Raw genomic sequence first — 17,692 nt, 5'->3', positions numbered from 1 at the left:
ATTACATCAAAATCGTTTGCTCGCTGGAGTCAGGCTCGGCGAGCGACTGCTTTATCAGTTCGCTGACGACGGCCAGGTCCACCGTTTTGCCGGTGCACGCAGAGATTACGCCCATGCAGGTATTAACATTGCCGACCTGCTTGGCAATGGCCTTCTGCGCCATTGAAAAACCTAGCTTTCCGATGCGCATCGTAGCCAGCTCCAACAGGCAATCGAGGTAACTCGAGAACATCTTCTCGTGGTCCCCTTCCATGTACGCCTTCGCCCCCTCAAACACCGCGTTGGTCATCACCACAGCACTCAAGGCGAGTCCGATAGGTGCGAAAGGGAGGCTAAAAACGGTGACTGCCACGATTGCATTATCGTAGATCAGCTTGCTGACAATCTCCCCAAGACTGGTGGTCTTGGCATCCACGTCGTCAACGATCTGAGCCATTGCATCGGTGTAGCAACGGGAGAAATCGCGGACTCGGCTATCGGACTGCAAATGAGGAATGTCCTCGATACTACGCAGCTTCACTTTCTCAAGGTATGCACTGACAACTTTCTGCTGCGTGAACTTGACTCGCTTGCTGTAATAACTGCCAAGTTCTGCCGTTTTCACCGATCTGGCAAACTCGGCCAAGGGTCTGAACGATCGGCAATCCGGCGCATGTGGGGTATACAGCAAATCATCCGCAGCGCCATTGCGCATGAGGCGGAACACATAAATGCCGTCAACCCGGCAGTTTTGAAGATAAAACCTGTAGAGACCCTCGCGTTGAGGAGACTCGGGATCTTCAACATGCGAGATTGGATCAGGTTCCACTTCGCGCGACTGCTCAATGAGCTGTTCAATCTGCTCATATTGCTTGCGTTCAATATGACCACAGAACAGCGCTTCCAACGCTGAACGATGCATTTCATGGCGCCGCAGATCGACGTAGACGTCACGTTTCAAGGCATAGTCCGGGGCATCCTGGTCCAGGTAATCGGCCTTTAACATGGCGAGATACTGCTCACCTGGGCGCAACGTTCTTGACCAGCCTGGCACATATTTGATCAGCAGATCGGAAACAGGTGGATGGCCGGGTGATAGACGAATGGACGGGTAAATTCCGCGGTTATGAGTCGGACCACTTTCTTCGGTAATGTGATGTTCATCGATGATCATCCGGGACAAGGTCATCTCTTTGGAATCATCAAGCCTCACCACAATCAGGTCAGGATCTATGTCGACGGTTTCGCCGTGTTGCGCCAGGACTTCCTCTGCACGCTTCATGATCAGCTTGCAGGCGAAGTCCTCGTAACTGATCAACGCTGCCTCGCGCCCTGCAAGTTTGGTTAAACCCTTGAGCTCAATGTTCAACCGCGCAAAACATTGTCGCTGGGCGGTGGTGGCCGAGCGATACCCGGCAGGAACGACCGCTTGCATTTCCCCGCGCAACCAATCGACATGCAGCATAACCCCCTGGCGCAATGCACCCTCTGCGCTGTTTGGCCAAGGGCTGCGCTGGATACCACACCACTGGCTCGGCAGGTCCTGGAGACGTCTCATGTACGCGTCCAGGCTGGCGCGTTCACTGGCCAATGTCTGGCGGCTCAAATAACTGCGCCCTTCGGGTTTTGCGGTCCAATCGAACAAATGGAAATTCAACTGCCTGAAGCTCGCGAACTCATACCAGCTCCTGCCACCCGGAGCCTGCGGTGCATACAGCACACAAAGCCCTTCTTCGCCCTGCGGCCCGCAGCAGACAATCATCCCCTCGAAAGCGCCTTTCGCATCACCCAACGAGAGCGCTCCCATGGAACAACGCTCATCACCTTGCGAGGAGATAGCGACGATCTGCAGGCTCTCGTCACTGATATGGCCCTGCAGCTTCGCGCTGAATGAACTCAGACCTATACGACTACTCAACAGAATTTGTTGCGCTTGAAGCACCGCTTCGTCCGTGTACTTCTTTTCGAATTTTTCCGCATGGAATTTGCGCATGCTCGCGCCGACCATCACCTCCAGAATATCGTCTGCGGTCACGCCGGACGGCAGCGCGCCCCCTTCCAGTTTGATCTCCAACGCAATGGTGGTGGAGCCGTACAAATCGTTGAGCATGAATTCGGGAAGCGTCAAGCGATTGCTCTGCACAACCTTTTGCTCGCCGACGAAGAAAGTATAGTGAGTGCGGACGAAAATATGGTCCGGGTCCACCACTTCACCGCTGAGTAGTCGAACAACTTCCCGCGCTTGAAACCTGGCGAACGCCTTCAGCGACTTAACTTCTCCAAGCAGTGCATCCAGCGCCTGTTCGCTTTCAGTCAGGGACTGCTCAGCATCAAAGTAGTACTGGCGATCCTCCTCACTTGCACGTTGCAGCCAATCCGGCAGCTGTGGTGTTTTCCTGGAGGGGCGTAAAACTTCTTCTTGAAGCTTGTACGCGGACTCATTGGTTAATCCATTAATTTCCATGCACTGTCCTTTTTGCATAAATTATTATGTTTGTCGTTATTGCGCCCCTATTAACTTGTATAAAAATTAAACTGAGAAACTGAAACTATCGGGGCGATTCCAGACATATAAACACTACAGCCATGGAAGCACACCCCGAAACTTGTGTGCATTCATGAACAAACAAAACGCCTTAGAATTCGTACATCAAGTAACAATACCCAATACTTTCGCCTTGGCCACGGCTTGCGTCCTGCGCTCCACACCCAACTTCCCATTGATACGTCGCGCATGGGTCTTGACCGTGTGCAAGGAAATGAACAACAGATCAGCAATCTGTTGATTGGAGTTGCCCTGCGCCACTAACCGCAGCACCTGTATTTCCCGTTGGCTCAAACGGTTTTGCGGTGCACCCGGCGCCTGGTGATCATCGCCTAACCCGGTCAACCCAATGGCTTGCGGCAGTAGCGGCTGGCGCAACTGCAAATCGCACAAGGCCTGTTGCAGGTTGCACCGTTCAACCAATGCCAATCCTTGCGCCAGCGATTGCCGGGCAGCGTCCGGATCGCCCTTGAGCCAGGCGACTTCAGCCACGGCAAGGTGCAATTGCGCTTGCAGTGCCACCATTCCCCGCTGACTGGCCCGTTGCAGTTGGGCTTCAAGCCGCTCCAGAGGCGCTTGTGCCCGCCCCAGGTAAACCTCGGCCAGGACCAGCAGATACTCCAGGCTGTCAACCAGCTCCAGCGTTGCCGGTGGAGCCTGGCGTGCACAAGGCCCGCGATAGTGACGCAGCACCCGTATCAGGGCCTCATGAGCCAGTTCCGATCGCCCTTGTTGCAGCCAGAACTGGATACTGGTGTGCAGCAAGGCACTGCGATACACCGTTTCGGGAATCCGCCGTTGCTGCATCATCCGCTCGGCGTCACGCAGCAGGTCGAAAGCCTGAGCGTAATCCAGGCGATTGGCCGCCAGTTGCGCCAACCCCAGAAAACCATAAAGCGCTCGTTTGTCCTGGCTGCGCAGGCAGATCTGCAGGCCGCTCTCGAAGTATGTGGCAGCCTGTTGCGCCCGGCCCAGACTCAAGTTCAATCGGCCACGACGCAGGGCGATCCGTCCCAACAGGGGTTCGGCATTCGAATGCTGCCGGCTGAGCAGGCTGTGCATGTTGGCGAGCAGCTCATCAGCCCTGCAGGACGCGCCCCGCTGCTCGAGCAATTGGGCGTGATCGAGCTCCAGCAACCCTTCGTATACCAGTGAACCTTGCGCCCGGGCGAGGCACAACGCTTCGCGATTAAGCGCCTGTGCGACGTCGAGTTCGCCCCGCAGCAAGGCCTGTTGCGTCAAGCCGGACAGGCACATCAGCCGAGCAGGCCAGCACTCAAGGTCGAGCTCGCCCAGCGCCTCGAGAAAGTGTGCCCGTGACGCTTCCATGCGCCCCAGCAAATGCAGGAGCCAACCCTGTTGAGCCTGCCAACGGGCGATCAATTGCCTTTGCAGGGTTGCCGACGGCTGGGGCGTGAAGCGTGACAACTGTTCGATGCATTCGGCCGCCTGCTCGAAACGCCCGGCAAACAACAGGGCCGCGGTGATCAGGCCGACCAGTTGCGGCGAGCCGAACAGCAGTTCATCACCGCGTTGCTCGTGCAAACGCAGCAGCAGTACCACGGTCTGTTCTTCGAACAACTGCTCGAAACTGAAATGCTGCAACAGGCTGATCGCAACCTCGAATTCTTGCGCCAGCAAAGCCTGTTCGAACGCGGCCTTCCAGTCCTGTTCAGCGACGAACCACTGACAGGCACGACGATGCCAGAAGCGGGCGGCCGGCCATGGTTCATCGCGCATCAACAGGGCCAGGGGGGCGAAAACCTGCAACCAGTCTGTCGAGTCTTGCCAGGGTTCGATGAAACAGCCCAGCGCCTGCAACACACTCAAGTATTGCGCGCCCTCGCCCGCACCGAACAGGTGATCGCTGAGCCGGGCGTTGAATCGCGGCAACAGCGCCAGCACCCGCCAAGCCTCGGCAAATTCCGGTGTCAGGTTGGCGAAGAGCTCATGCTCGAGGTAGTCGTGCAGGGTGTCCGGTCGACCGCAGAGGGTGTCGTGACGCGTCCAGTCGCATTTTTGCAGCAGCGCGATCCGCACCCCGGCGCACCAGCCACCGCTGTGACGCAAAATCCTCTCGGCACCTTTCGCGGCCTGGGCCGGTTCCAGGTGATGCAACAGCTTTTCGATTTCCCCTTGATTGAACGCCAGCGCAGCGCGATCGCCATCGTACAATTCATCATCGAGCAGTAACCGTGGCCAGTTGCACTGCGGACGCCGCCGCCCACTCAGCCACCAGGTGACCATCGGGCTGCTGCTGGCCAACAACCGGTCGAGCAACAGGTCCAGTTCCGGGTCAGGGACACGGCAATAGTCATCGATAAACAACCAGGTGGCTGTCGGTAATCGAGCCAGATATTCCAACAATTCGGACTCATCCGAGGTTTTCAGTCCCAGCGTTCGCGCCAGGCGCTGGCAAAAGCCACCCACACTGATCGCCTCACCCGCCAAGGGCAGCCAGCGCACCTCACAGGTTGCCGGCGCGCTCAACATGCATTCTGCGAGCAGTGCACTCTTGCCGCTGCCGGGCGGTGCACAGAGCAATTTCACCCGCGCCGTCGAGGCCAGCAACGGTTCAACCAGGCGCGCGCGATACAAGTGATGGGGAGACAATCGGGGCAGGAGTCCAGGACGGTCCAGACACGTCGTCATGGCAGTCATAGTGGTGCGCCTTTTTTATTTTTGTGGCGCCACCCTAGTCCTCTGTTGAGCGCTTGTTGAAGAAGTATTCAACACACTGATCAAGCCCTATAAAAAAGGTGACCAAAAGGTCACCTTTTTGTGTAACAGCTGTAGGAAATCTACCTCACACCTGTGCTCCGTAGCGCCGCTGGCGTGTAGTCCCCAGCTTTTGCAGCAATGTTGAATTCGAAACTGCGTTTCTCCTCATTCTTCATCCCCAAGGCTATGTAGCGACCGGCGATCAGGTCGTACAGCGCTTCGACCGTGTAGGCCGGGACCTGATGATCGTAGTAGAACTGCGCGTGCCCTTCTGCCACTCGCCAGAGCTGGCCACGACCGTCGTAGTGGTCAGCCAGGGCAACCTGCCAGGTGTCTTCGTCGATGTACATGTGACGCTTGGCGTACACGTGCCGCTCATTGGGCTTGACCGTGGCGACGACCTCCCAGACCCGATGCAGTTCATAACGGGTGAGGTCCTGATTGATGTGCCCGGCCTTGATCACATCCGTGTACTTGAGGTCGGGCGAGTCAAGTTTGTAGCTGTTGTAGGGTATGTACATCTCTTTCTTGCCGATCAGCTTCCAGTCATAACGATCCGGCGCGCCGGAAAACATGTCGAAGTTGTCGGTGGTGCGCAAACCGTCGGAAGAGGTGCCCACACCGTCGTAGGCCACTTGCGGCGCCCGTCGAACACGGCGCTGACCTGCGTTGTAGATCCAGGCCTTACGGGGTTCCTGGACCTGGTCAAGGGTTTCGTGAACCAGCAGCACGTTGCCCGCCAGACGGGCCGGCGCGGTGACTTCCTGCTTGAAATAGTTGAGGACGTTTTCATCGCTGCCTGGCTTGAGGTCACCCAGCAGCGACGGCACTGCCACTTCGTCCTTGAAGCGGATGACCGTGAAATCGCCATTGGACTGCGGCGTTGCCTGGGTAATGGTGCGACGCAGGTTACCGCCGTGATAACGGGTGATGTGGTTCCAGATCACCTCGACCCCGTTCTTCGGAATCGGAAAGGCGTAGTAGCGATTGCCGGTGAAGTTGGCCAGGCCGTTGCCGTCGTTGGTGGGTGTCACATTCAGTGCGCTGCGTTTGGCCGCTTCATACACTTCCGGTGGCAGCGCTGCCGTGCGATGGCTCGGATAGACCGGGATCCGGTAGGTCTCCGGGTAACGCTTGAACATCGCGACCTGGCCATCGGACAGCTTGTCCTTGTACTGGTCGACCGTGGCTGCGGTGATGATGAACAAGGGCTTTTCGTTGGCGAACGGATCGGCCAAAAAGCCCTTGCTGTCCACTGCGCCCGCATTTTTAGCAATGCCGCCGGTCCACGCTGGAATCGATCCAGCGGCATTGCCGGCCTTCTCGGCGCCCAGCGGTGTGAGGCTGGTACCAAGCTTGTTCGCTTCCTCCACCGATACCGCCGCCATCACGTTGACGGCCAGCAAACTCAAGGCCAGGGCGGAGCCCAATTGCAGAATCATCTTGCGCATCGAATTCATCCTCTTTCAGCCAGGTCAGAAGTTCACGCCAAAGCTCAACGCCACGAAATCGCGGTCTTCGAGCACGTTGTAGTCACCCCCGAAAAAGTCGGTGTAACTGAGGCTTGCGGTATAGGTGTTGCGGTAGTCCGCATCGACGCCGAGGCTGACGGCCTTGGCACCTTCGTTGAACAGCCCGTTGGGGCCGTAGCCGGCGACGTCGTGGGACCACGACAGGTTGGGCCGAAAATTGATCCCGGCGATGACGTTGTTGTAATCGAGGATGGCGCGGGCACGATAACCCCAGGAGGTCGAGGTCACGAAACCATCGGTGTCGCCGCCAAAACCGTATTGCCCGTACACCGAGTCGCGGCCGTAGCGCAACTTGCTGCGCGACTCCAGGCCAGCGACGTGAACCACCGCGGCTTCACCAACCAGGGTCAGGCGATCCGCGCCTGCGACCTGATCGACGAAGTGCGTCAGGGTGCTCTGGACCTGGGTCACTTCCTTGCGTCGGTAGCCCTTGTTATCGGCCCCAGGCGAGGTCGCAATCGGTGACGCCGCGCCACCGGCGATAGGGTTGAGCATCGCCAGTGTCAGGTCATTGGTGTTGACCTGCACCGGCGCGTTGGGGCGATAGCTGATCTCGCCGGTCCACGCCGTACCGGTGGGCAAGGTGGTGGAAAAACTCGCGCCATACAGGCGAATGTCTTCCGGGTACTCAAGGTAATACTGGCCGCGACCGAGCATCACGCTTTGCGCCAGGCCCGAACCGCTACCGGGAGCGATACGGTTGGCGGTCGCGACAATTCCCGGAATGCTCGCCAGGGTGGACAGGCCAGCCGTGGTGGTACCGACGTTGGGCGTGCGACTGTGATAGTTCATGAAGTACAGACCGTACTCGGTGTCGTCCCCCAGCCAGCGCAACGCCGTGCCCCACTGCCCGGAATCCCGGGCATCGCGGTCCTGGCCGCGAGGAACGACCACCCCTTCGCGGGTAACCTCGAAGCCCTGGCCAAAGGCGGCGGCAATCGGCTGCAATGGCGCAATCGCCGGGCTGGCCACGGTGTAGCCCTTGTTGCAACCATCGGCCACCACGTCGACGCCGAAGAAGGTGCCGCAGTTATCGACGACGGTCTGGTCCCACTCCAGTTGATAGAAGCCTTCCACCGTCAACTTGTCGGTCAGGCCTTGGGAGGCGAACAGCATGTTGACCGGAATCAGGCCCTCCTTGATCTCGGCACCGGGACGGCGAAAAGCGGACACGTCGACCGGGTTGATGCTGTTGATCGAGTTGCCGATGAAGGTGCTTTCGCCCCAACTGACCACCTGCTTACCGGCGCGCACCGTTCCTGGCAAGTCGGCGATGGAGTAGTTGTGATAGACGAAGGCATCGAGGATTTGCCCACCGGACGATTTGGAACCTTCCTTACGATTGTGATCGCTGATCGGCTTGAACGGCCGGTCTTCGTCCTTCAATTCGAAGTCGTACCAGTACTTACCCCGGACGAACACGCCGGTGTCGCCGTATTTAAGTTCGAGGTCGTGAATGCCCTTGAAGATCTTCGAGAAGGTTTCACCCTTCTTGAAATTCTGTCGCCCGTCGTCACCGGTCGACGCCTGCCCGCTGCCACCGTTGACGATACCGACCAGCGCATCATCGGCATCGCGCATGCCCCAGCTCGCACCGACCGACAGCGAAGAGTCGAACGTGCCCTCGATTTCGCCAATGTTGAATGAAAGAGCCTGCGCCTGGGCACAGCACCCCAAGGCCACCGCAGCGGCCAGCGCCTGCGGAGTGAAGATGGCGCGCATTGTTGTTTTTGTCATGCGTCTTCCCCGGTGAGTGACAGAAGGCCACACCCTACTGCCGCACGCCGGGAGCGATAAGCGCACCAAGGAGGTATTCGTGGTGTCGCTCGAAAGGATGACTGGTTGCATGGCACGGGGGATCAGGCGGGGGCATAGATGCACTGGATGTGGCGGCATCAATTGGAAATATGGTCTAGGCTGCTGCCAGGCAGGACTGTTGCGCCAGCGGTAACGGTGCATCTCCCTGATCGCTATTTTTCCCTTGCCGGCAAAGACTTATCCTTGCCCTGCGCTTTGGGGACAACAGCCGCAAAGCGCGAAGCAACGGAAGGTGTTCCCCTCCCGCCGTTCGCGACAGACTTCAGATGATTTGAACGTATCGAGTCATCACCCCGTGTACATCGACGTTGATTTGTAGCTCCTGGATCCAACGTCTTCTTTGGCCGCTGCGTTTGCAGCGGCCTTTTTTATTTTCGGGCTTTTTTCCCCTGTAGGAGCGAGCATGCTCGCGATGAATTCAAAGACGCCGCTGGGTGTCAGACTTCCAGCGTCATCGTTGAGGACCATCGCGAGCATGCTCGCTCCTACCGGGATATAAACGATCTCAACGGATCGGCGTTCTTGTTTTCTATGTTTCCCAAGCTTGAGTAAAGAACCTTTTTATGGGTGGCGGTTTTTGCGGTACCGTCCAACCTTATAGTTGAAAACACGTCCTACAAAATACTTCCTATAACTGCATAGGAAATTTCTTTTAATGCGCGGGAGTTTCCTGCTTGCGCATCTAATACCGCGAAACCCCTTTCAATTTTATATGTAATAGCTCACAACCACCTCAGACCCGCCCCAAACATTCCTGGCGTAGCATTATTCGGCAGCATCGATTAATCACGCACAAGGAAGAATAACCAATGTCAGAGAAACAAGGACCACCGTTGCCCCTGCCGCCAATTGATATCCGAGGAGAAGATCGCACAGTTTATTTAGAAACAACTCATGTAGGAGCACAACCAAAACCAGGGAAAAACCCTCAAGGTGGTGGTTTTCGACCACCAACACGAGCTGGAGGAATGGGCTCTGGGATTACAAACACAGAAGGACTAAGGCGCGAAACCCGGGACAATATTAAAGCTACGGAAAACGCCGTCAAAGCTGCCTATACAGTTAATTCCGCAAATTCAGGAGTAGCAATCGAGGCTGACCTGGCGAACCTGAGAGCCCAATTCCCGGCCGCAGTATCGACAACCGCACAGGCATACCAGCACGAACTGAACATCAGAAACATTTTAACTCAGCAGAAGACGACTCAACTGCACACGCAGACGTCACTCGCCGACTCCTTTTACGGGCTCAGCCCACTCAACTCAACCATTGGTGATTACCTTGCCAGAGCTCAAGCTTTGGATGGGGCAGTAACGCCCTATGGTCCTGCCTATTCAAAATGGGTTGCGTCTTTTAAAGCTGGCTACTCCGCAAAGCTGCTGACAGAGCACATTCAACTTTTGAATAGTCAGCAGGTACACGTACAGAATCTACTTGCCGGTGCGCAAGCTGAAGAACGCCGGGTTGCCGCGGAGCAGCAAGCACAACGCGTCGCTGCCGAACAGTCACGCATCAGGGCAGAAGCTGAAGCACTCGCCCATGCTCAAGAGCAGGTCCGATTAGCAGCATTGGCAGAAGCCGAACGAGTGGCTGCCGAGCAAGCGCGGCTTGCCGCTGAAGCTGCCGCACGCTACATCGCAGCTGAACAGGCTCGTCTGGAAGCCGAGGCCGATGTTCAACGGCAAGCCGAGCAGTTGCGGCTCGAAAATCAACGGAAAGCGGAGGAGCAAGCGCTCCGGGATGCAATGGCGGCTCTTGATGCCGCAAAGGGCAGTCGTCCGTTTCGAGTATCGGGCGCGGCGGCGGCAAGCGGTCCGGTGTTCACCGTTGCAGCAGGAACCCTGGCAGTCGATGCGGTCACCAACCTCGCGATCAGGACTGCTCTGCGATCGGCCGCAGCCACTGCAATCACGGCGTTGGCAGCAGCCGTCGGGACAGCGTCAGGCGTCGTGATAGTTGTTGGCGTCGCAGCGCTTGTTTATTACGCACTGCGGGACAACAAAGAACCGTACGCCTTGAGCCTGCCGCTCTCGGATTTAACGACCTACGACGCCGGCGCACTGAATGCCATCGCCCAGGCCAATGGAGACATCGAACTGCCGGTCGCGATCGGCTCCCGGTCTGTGGATAACACCACAGAGTTTTCCGTCGCTGCCACGAATGGCACCTCGGTGTCGCGCAAAGTACCGGTGCGTTTCGCGACCTACGATCCGGCTCTGAATGTTTACAGGAGCGAGAGCGCAACCGCCCAGTCGCCCGGCATGACATGGACGCCAATTGTCAGCCCGGGCGATGCATCAACAGCTCTTCCTGCGGCACAACCGGACGTCGCGCCCTACACCGGAGCTACCGCAACCGCCCTCGAGGGAAGGATCGATCCAAACCCGCAGCTGGATCTCTACAGTTTTGGAGGCTTTATCTACGTATTCCCGGTCGAATCGGGGATTCCGCCTCAGTATGTGATTTTCCACAGCCCATATGAGGGTGCAATAGCCGAAGGTGAGCACAGTGGCCGCGATTTCAACCCTGAGCAATCAGGTGGACCAATTTTAGATATGAAATGGAACGATGCAATCGTTTCACAAGAAGGATCCAATATCGTGAAACGGCATACATCAAAATTTATTCAATCCGATGCCAATAAAGTGATGATTGACCGTCTGGATCGAATTCTCCGTGGGGAGCTAGAGATGACCGATACCGATAAACGCTTCTATACTCACGAGATCAGGGAATTTGAAAGATTTAAGGCTTTGGGATATGGAGACACCGAAATGCCGGATCCCGATTCCCCGGCATGGAACAATGTTCACACTGCAACTTTGGAAGACTTCAAGCTGAAAGATGATCCTTCTCTACTCTACACGCCAGAAGCACTAGCAGCTGCTGCGGAACAGGATGAGCGTGACTATCAACGTTTTTTGAAGGAAATCTTGAAATGAGCAATATTGAGCAGTTAGTTAAAGGTGAGTCCCTGGACGATATCGTTACCGTTTTCGCCTTGATCAAGGCTCCACCTTACTTAGACATGATGATCAGTCGCTACAAGCCCGAAACAATCAGACACGGGGAACTTCAACTGACCTACACGCGACTGTTCGAAAAGGGTGTATTAGAAAAAGGAGAAATGGGATTGGCGAAAAAAGGCCCTAACTGGAAAGCTCCTAAATTCGTGACAGAAAACAAATACGGCTGATAGCAAAAATGCCCCAAGCCTCACCCAGAGGGTTTGGGGCTTCACGGCCCTTACAACGAATACTTCTGCAAATTCCCCATCATCTCCTTCAGCGCCTCAATGTTGTCCTTCGGATGCGCCGCCCCTTCGAAATCACAAATCTGCTGCCAATGCGCCGCCACGTCTTCCGGGGAGAACCCCACCCGCGGATCGAAACCGGCGCCGAGGCTGCGTTCCCAGCGCACCTTGCCCATCCAGCCGCCGCCCACTTCGAACAGCCCGGAGGTTTCCTGGCAGTTTTCGCTGGCCAGGTACACCACCAGCGGGCTGACGAGTTCCGGTTTGAGTTGTTCGAACACTTGCGGCGGGATCAGGCCTTCGGTCATGCGGGTGCCGCCGGTGGGAGCGATAGCGTTGACCAGGATGTTGTTCTTGCGACCTTCGATGGCCAGGGTACGGGTCAGGCCGTAGAGGCCGAGTTTGGCCATGCCGTAGTTGGACTGGCCGAAGTTGCCGTAGATGCCCGAGGTGGACGCTGTGAAGATCACTCGCCCGTAGTTTTGCTGGCGCAGGTGCGGCCAGGCGGCGCGGGTGACTTTGTAGGCGCCTTCGACATGGACGCGGTAAACCAGGTCCCAGTCGGCGTCTTCCATTTTGTGGAAGGTCTTGTCCCGCAGGATGCCGGCATTGTTGACCACTACATCGACGCGGCCAAAGGCGTCGAGGGCGTGTTGGACGATTTTGTCGCCGTCGGTGACCGAGTCGTGGTTGGCCTCGGCGGTGCCGCCCGCGTCGCGGATTTCGTTGACCACGCGGTCTGCCGCCGAGGCGTTGGCGCCTTCGCCCTGGGTCGAACCGCCGAGGTCGTTGACCAGTACCTTGGCGCCCTGCTTGGCGAACAGCAGTGCGTGCGCCCGTCCCAGGCCGCCACCCGCACCGGTGATGATCACGACTTTATCTTCGAAACGCACAGACTCATTCATGGGGAACTCCAGCAGGCCAGGACATTGCCTTGGAGTTTCAGGCACGGCGCTACGGGTCACAATGAACAGGGGGGAGGCTGAATGGTGTGCGATAAGGTAGGGGGATGATGAACACGAGGCGGCCCGGCGGCCGACCTGTTGTTTGTCGACCGCGTAGATATCCATTGCTGCGGTAACGGCCACCTATGGCTTCGCGGCGGGTGGGAACCTGTAGGAGCGAGCATGCTCGCGATGGTAGCCAACAATGACGCGGGGAGCCTGACACCCCCAGGTGCTCTCAGGTTTTTCGCGAGCATGCTCGCTCCTACGGGGGTGAGAGCGCCCGGAAAGGCGGCGCCGTGCTCAAGGGCGCCTTCGCCGGCAAGCCGGTTGCTACGAACAAGCCACCTTGAGCGGCGGTGAGGTCGTCCGGTCGCGGAATGCCAGGTAGTGCTTGAGCACCTGGCAGGGCGCCTCGATCTGCGGGTAATGACCGATGTCGCTGAGCAGGACCGTGTCCGGGTTGGGTATCAGCTCACGGTAGCGCGCGATCATGTGGGCACCGGAGATCGGGTCGACCTCGCCATCGATCACCCGCAGCGGCACCTCGCCGCGCTGCATCGCGCCGACCCAACGCTCGCGCTGGGTTCGCCGCTCGGGGATGTAGGCAATCAATTTATGCATGACCCGTGGCCCGTGATTGCTTTCGACGAGGCTCCAGAAATCGTCCATCTGGCTCTCGCTGGGACGAGTTTGCGGGCCGAAGATCTGACGGAAACTCTTTACCAGGCCATCACGGCTAAAAGCACGGCCGATCATCCATCCCAACGGGCTGAGCAGGAGTTTTTGCACCAGCACCGGGCGATGGGTTTCGGGGAACAACCCGCCATTGAGGAATACGCAACTGGCGAGGTCGATGCGCGCTTCGTAATGCCGGGCCAACAGCTCCTGGGCCACGCTGTCGCCGTAGTCATGGGCAAGCAGGTGCAGCGGTTGCTCGACGTTGAGATGAGCCAGCAGCGCCTGCTGCAAATCGGCCTGTTCCAGCAAACTGTACTCGTGATCCACCGGTTTGGCCGAGTCGCCGAATCCGAGCATGTCACAGGCAATTACCCGATAGCGCTGGGCCAGTGGTTGCCAAAGGTAATGCCAGTCCCAACTGGCGCTGGGAAAGCCATGGATGAGCAACAACGGCTCACCCTGCCCCGCCGTCCAGTAACGGATAGCTTGGCCATGGAACATGAAAGTCTGGCCGCGCTTGCGCCAGACACTCAGGGGAATCTCGGCGAGTTGCATTAGAGTTTGTACCCCGGGTCCAGTTTATCGAGCTTGCGCAGCAACGCCGGCCAAGCCAGCGCTCCGCCCATTCCTTGAGCACTTTTGGTGACACCGGCGATCATCGCCTTGGCACCCGCCAGAATCTGCGGTTCGATGGCAATCAATTCAGCCCCACCGTTCTGCGCCATGACCTGGATGTCGCAGGCACGTTGAAAGATAAACATCATCAGGAAGGTGTCGGCGATGCTGGGCCCACAGGTCAGCAGACCGTGGTTGTGTAACATCAGGAAGTTGTTTTCTCCGAGGTCGGCTTGCAGCCGCGCTTTTTCCTCGTGATTGAGCGCAACACCTTCGTAGGCGTGATACGCCAGGCTGGAAAGAACAAACAGCGACTGTTGGCTGATCGGCAAAATGCCTTGTCGCTGCGCCGACACCGCCACGCCCGAAGCGGTATGGGTATGCAGCACGCACACAACATCGTGACGAACTTCATGCACCGCGCTATGGATGGTGTACCCCGCCGGATTGATCTCGTAGGGGCTGTCCATCAACTTGTTGCCGGACTGATCGACCTTGACCAGGCTCGACGCAGTAATTTCGTGAAACATCAGACCGTATGGGTTGATCAGGAAATCTTCGGTGCCCGGCACCTTGGCGGAGATGTGCGTGAAAATCAGATCATCCCAGCCATGCTGGGCGACCAGGCGATAGCAGGCAGCGAGGTCGACGCGGGCCTGCCACTCGGCAGCGCTGACCTGGTCTTTGACACAGGAGGAGGACGACTGGACGGGGGCTACGCTCACGGCAAGGAACCTCGGTTCTTATTATGGAGTGTTTCCAATAACTACCGAGTCTAGTCACCCTCCGAGCTTCGCGTAGTTGCATTGGCAGCCAGCTTGATGGCCGAGCGAGTCAGCGGCTCGAAGAGTTTGGATCCATGGCCTGGCTGCCGGTGCACCCGCGTTACCGATCAGCCCCGCAGCGCGTCGATCAGTTCCGCCAGCCAAGGCTCGGCATCCGCTTCAGGGGTCACGCTTTCACTGGCGTCCAGGCGCAGCATCGGCAGGATTTCGCGAATGCCCAGCTCACCGAACAACTCCCGCATTAGCTCGCCACCGCCGCAAAAGGTATCGCCATAGCTTGCGTCGCCCAGGCCGATGACGGCCCCTGGCAAGCCTCGCCAGGCGGCGGGCAACTGGTCTCGAATCGTCGAGTACAGGGGTTGCAGGTTGTCCGGTAGCTCGCCCATGCCAGTGGTCGACGTTACCGCCAGCAAGGCTTCGGGAGCGAAGGCCTGAATATCCGCGAGGCTTGCCCGCGGGTTGTGGAAGGTTTCGAAACCGGCGTTTTTCAAAATACTGGCGGCGTGGCGGGCAACTTCTTCAGCCGTGCCGTATACCGAGCCGGAAATGATGGCGACTTTCATCAATCTGATCCTGACGCTGAATAAAAGACCGGGATATTAACAGCACGGTCTGCATTGTTCTTTTAGAATCCCACAGACAACCAACAAGGAAGGGTGTCACCGATGATCAACGCGAAACTGCTGCAGTTGGCGATCAATGCCTCCAACGACGGTATCGTGATTGCTGAGAAAGAAGGCGATCAAGACAAGATCCTGATTTACGTCAACCCGGCCTTCGAACGCCTGACCGGTTACACCAGCGAGGAAATCCTCTACCAGGATTGCCGCTTTCTGCAATCAGGCGACCGTGATCAGGATGCCCTGGCGAAAATTCGTGACGCATTGAACAGTGAAGGCTCCTGCCGGGAAATCCTGCGCAATTATCGCAAGGATGGCACCCCATTCTGGAACGAGCTGTCGCTTTCGACGGTGAAAAATCCGAATGACGGGCAGGTTTATTTTATCGGAGTGCAGAAGGACGTGACCCTGCAGGTCAAGGCGCAGCAGCGAGTGACGCAGCTTGAAGCGCAACTGGCAGAGGTCCAGGCGGAGCTTGCTGCGCTCAAAGCGACGAACGGCAAAAACTAAACAGTGAATTAATTGTCATTAACTACAATCACCAGAGCCTCTGTAACTAAATTTTTCGAGCCTAACCATGCAACGCGACGCGCTCCTGACCCAGGATGAGCTGGATTTTATCCAGACCATGCAACACAACCCGCAACTGAACGTGCGGGATGCGACGTCGAGTCTGCTCGTTAATGGTGGATCGCAGATCCGTGACCTGCTCACGCGCCTGGCCGCGCATGAACAGGTTACCCTTCAAGCCAACTTCGAAAACCAGCAAATGACCTTCCCCCTGCACTTGGTGGAAGACGAGTTTCATGCCATGCACCTGCGCCTGGGCGTGCCGAGTATTTATGAAGGCGGGCCATCGGTCCGGCCGTGGCGACTGGTGCTCGACGAGCCGGTTGCGCTGGAAAACGCCAAGGGTCAACCCGGCACCCTGTGGGTGCACGAAGTATCGTTCAAAGGGGTTTTGCTGGAGATTCGCAACAAGACCAAGGCACCCAAGCACTTCGCCCTGTGGTTCAGCCCCTCAGGCTATGAGCGCATCGCCTTGCGCGGGACACTCGAAAAAGAAACCGAACAGGGTTTCTACGCCTACCAGTTGAGCCAGAACGACCTGGACGAAACCGAGCGCCTGCGTCAATTCATTCTGCAACAGCATCGCCTGGCGCATCCAACCCTGCACCTCTGACCTTCAGGTATCCAGGCTGCCGGCCAGAAACTGGTTCAGGCGCTGGCGCATCACCGTACCTTCGTTGCCCAGGCAACCGATCGATGACCCGGCGAGGCTTTCCTGCGCCAGGTCACTGGCATCACCAGCCAGTAGCAAGGGGCAATCCAGGCTCATCGCCAGGCGATTCAGGCGCCGGGGCAAGTCGGGAGTGGGGACGTGATTGGAAACCAGCACCAGCGCCCTTGGCTTGATACGCTCGCAGACCAGCGTCAGTTCGTCGAACGGTTGGCCGGTGGTCAGCACCCGCACCCCCATTTGATCGTTGCCGAGGAACAGGGCGGCGATCAGCAACTCAAGTTCGCGACACTGGCCCGCCAAGGCGCTGACGATGACTCGCCGGGGGTGACGGTCACGGATCAACAGCAGGCGCTGTACCACCCGCGAGCGCAGAAACCCATCAAGGAACAGCCACTCGCTGGCCCGGCCAAACGTATCCTGGCGCTGCAGCAATTGCCTCCACAGCGGAAGAATAATGTCCTGGAAAACCACCGGTTGGGAGTAGCTGGAAAAAATCTGCCCGTAGACCTGCTCCAGCCGGATATCGTCAAACGCACTGACCGCGACTGCAAGCTGTTGCTGCCACTGTGCGTAATCCGCCTGCACCAGATCGCTGGGGATGATGTGAGCCAATACCTGTAGCGGCTCTGCCTTGGCCAGGATCTTGCCGATCTTGCTGACCGCCACACCGCGTTCGATCCAGTTGAGGATGCTTCGGACCCGCCCAATGTCCTGCATCGAATACAGGCGATGCCCGCTTTCGGTGCGAGTGGGTACGATCAGGCCATAACGACGCTCCCATGCGCGAAGCGTGACCGGGTTCACACCGGTCAGGCGCGCCACTTCGCGAATCGGGAAAAGCTCTTCCCGTTCCAGGGAGAGCGCTGGCGACACACCCGGGGCAACGTCGGTCAAGACAGGCATTTATAGGCCTACGTCCATGTAATTATCTGGGCCCATTCTACCTCCCCTACACC

At 57.7% G+C, this 17,692-nt stretch carries 14 protein-coding genes; 4 read left to right on the top strand and 10 right to left on the bottom strand.

Annotated elements, in window-relative coordinates; genetic code table 11:
* Position 1: 1 nt before the first annotated feature.
* The 5 genes from HGP31_RS04715 to HGP31_RS04695 form a co-directional block, all read right to left on the bottom strand.
* Positions 2 to 2,443 carry a dermonecrotic toxin domain-containing protein gene (locus HGP31_RS04715; RefSeq protein WP_168757250.1) on the bottom strand — a complete coding sequence of 814 codons (2,442 nt, stop codon included), beginning with the start codon at positions 2,441 to 2,443 and terminating at the stop codon, positions 2 to 4.
* Between the two features lie 186 nt (positions 2,444 to 2,629).
* On the bottom strand, positions 2,630 to 5,185 hold the full coding sequence (locus HGP31_RS04710) for a LuxR C-terminal-related transcriptional regulator (RefSeq protein WP_168757249.1): 2,556 nt from the start codon (positions 5,183 to 5,185) through the stop codon (positions 2,630 to 2,632).
* A gap of 140 nt (positions 5,186 to 5,325) precedes the next feature.
* Positions 5,326 to 6,696 (bottom strand): DUF1329 domain-containing protein, encoded by a 1,371-nt coding sequence (locus HGP31_RS04705; RefSeq protein WP_033039341.1) that lies wholly within the window; start codon positions 6,694 to 6,696, stop codon positions 5,326 to 5,328.
* Between the two features lie 24 nt (positions 6,697 to 6,720).
* Positions 6,721 to 8,514 (bottom strand): DUF1302 domain-containing protein, encoded by a 1,794-nt coding sequence (locus HGP31_RS04700; RefSeq protein ID WP_168757248.1) that lies wholly within the window; start codon positions 8,512 to 8,514, stop codon positions 6,721 to 6,723.
* 369 nt (positions 8,515 to 8,883) lie between these two features.
* On the bottom strand, positions 8,884 to 9,072 hold the full coding sequence (locus HGP31_RS04695) for a hypothetical protein (protein ID WP_020796684.1): 189 nt from the start codon (positions 9,070 to 9,072) through the stop codon (positions 8,884 to 8,886).
* A 332-nt stretch (positions 9,073 to 9,404) separates the two neighbouring features.
* Between HGP31_RS04695 and HGP31_RS04690 the strand changes: the two genes are divergently transcribed.
* Positions 9,405 to 11,537 (top strand): S-type pyocin domain-containing protein, encoded by a 2,133-nt coding sequence (locus HGP31_RS04690; RefSeq protein ID WP_240963521.1) that lies wholly within the window; start codon positions 9,405 to 9,407, stop codon positions 11,535 to 11,537.
* A complete protein-coding gene (locus tag HGP31_RS04685; RefSeq protein WP_168757247.1) occupies positions 11,534 to 11,791 on the top strand; it encodes a hypothetical protein in 258 nt (85 codons plus the stop codon). The genes HGP31_RS04690 and HGP31_RS04685 overlap by 4 nt, the downstream gene beginning before the upstream one ends.
* A 50-nt stretch (positions 11,792 to 11,841) precedes the next feature.
* Here HGP31_RS04685 and HGP31_RS04680 read toward each other — a convergent pair whose 3' ends face one another.
* The 4 genes from HGP31_RS04680 to HGP31_RS04665 form a co-directional block, all read right to left on the bottom strand.
* Positions 11,842 to 12,753 (bottom strand): SDR family oxidoreductase, encoded by a 912-nt coding sequence (locus HGP31_RS04680; protein ID WP_020796681.1) that lies wholly within the window; start codon positions 12,751 to 12,753, stop codon positions 11,842 to 11,844.
* Between the two features lie 372 nt (positions 12,754 to 13,125).
* Positions 13,126 to 14,028, bottom strand: a complete 903-nt coding sequence (locus HGP31_RS04675; protein WP_020796680.1) for an alpha/beta fold hydrolase — start codon at positions 14,026 to 14,028, stop codon at positions 13,126 to 13,128.
* A complete protein-coding gene (locus tag HGP31_RS04670; RefSeq protein ID WP_020796679.1) occupies positions 14,028 to 14,813 on the bottom strand; it encodes a class II aldolase/adducin family protein in 786 nt (261 codons plus the stop codon). Before HGP31_RS04670 ends, HGP31_RS04675 begins: the two co-directional genes overlap by 1 nt.
* A 167-nt stretch (positions 14,814 to 14,980) precedes the next feature.
* A complete protein-coding gene (locus HGP31_RS04665) occupies positions 14,981 to 15,436 on the bottom strand; it encodes a flavodoxin (protein ID WP_168757246.1) in 456 nt (151 codons plus the stop codon).
* A gap of 102 nt (positions 15,437 to 15,538) precedes the next feature.
* On the opposite strand from HGP31_RS04665, the gene HGP31_RS04660 reads away from it, so the two are divergent.
* Positions 15,539 to 16,003 (top strand): PAS domain-containing protein, encoded by a 465-nt coding sequence (locus tag HGP31_RS04660; protein ID WP_020796677.1) that lies wholly within the window; start codon positions 15,539 to 15,541, stop codon positions 16,001 to 16,003.
* A 67-nt stretch (positions 16,004 to 16,070) separates the two neighbouring features.
* Positions 16,071 to 16,676 carry a hypothetical protein gene (locus HGP31_RS04655; protein WP_168757245.1) on the top strand — a complete coding sequence of 202 codons (606 nt, stop codon included), beginning with the start codon at positions 16,071 to 16,073 and terminating at the stop codon, positions 16,674 to 16,676.
* A 3-nt stretch (positions 16,677 to 16,679) separates the two neighbouring features.
* Here HGP31_RS04655 and HGP31_RS04650 read toward each other — a convergent pair whose 3' ends face one another.
* Positions 16,680 to 17,639 carry a MerR family transcriptional regulator gene (locus HGP31_RS04650; RefSeq protein ID WP_168757244.1) on the bottom strand — a complete coding sequence of 320 codons (960 nt, stop codon included), beginning with the start codon at positions 17,637 to 17,639 and terminating at the stop codon, positions 16,680 to 16,682.
* Positions 17,640 to 17,692: the final 53 nt, after the last annotated feature.

This window comes from Pseudomonas umsongensis (assembly GCF_012647205.1).
In the GTDB taxonomy this organism is placed as follows: Bacteria; Pseudomonadota; Gammaproteobacteria; order Pseudomonadales; family Pseudomonadaceae; genus Aquipseudomonas; species Aquipseudomonas umsongensis.
The sequence above is the reverse complement of the archived record's forward strand: the minus strand, read 5'-3'. Positions and strand labels throughout refer to the sequence as shown.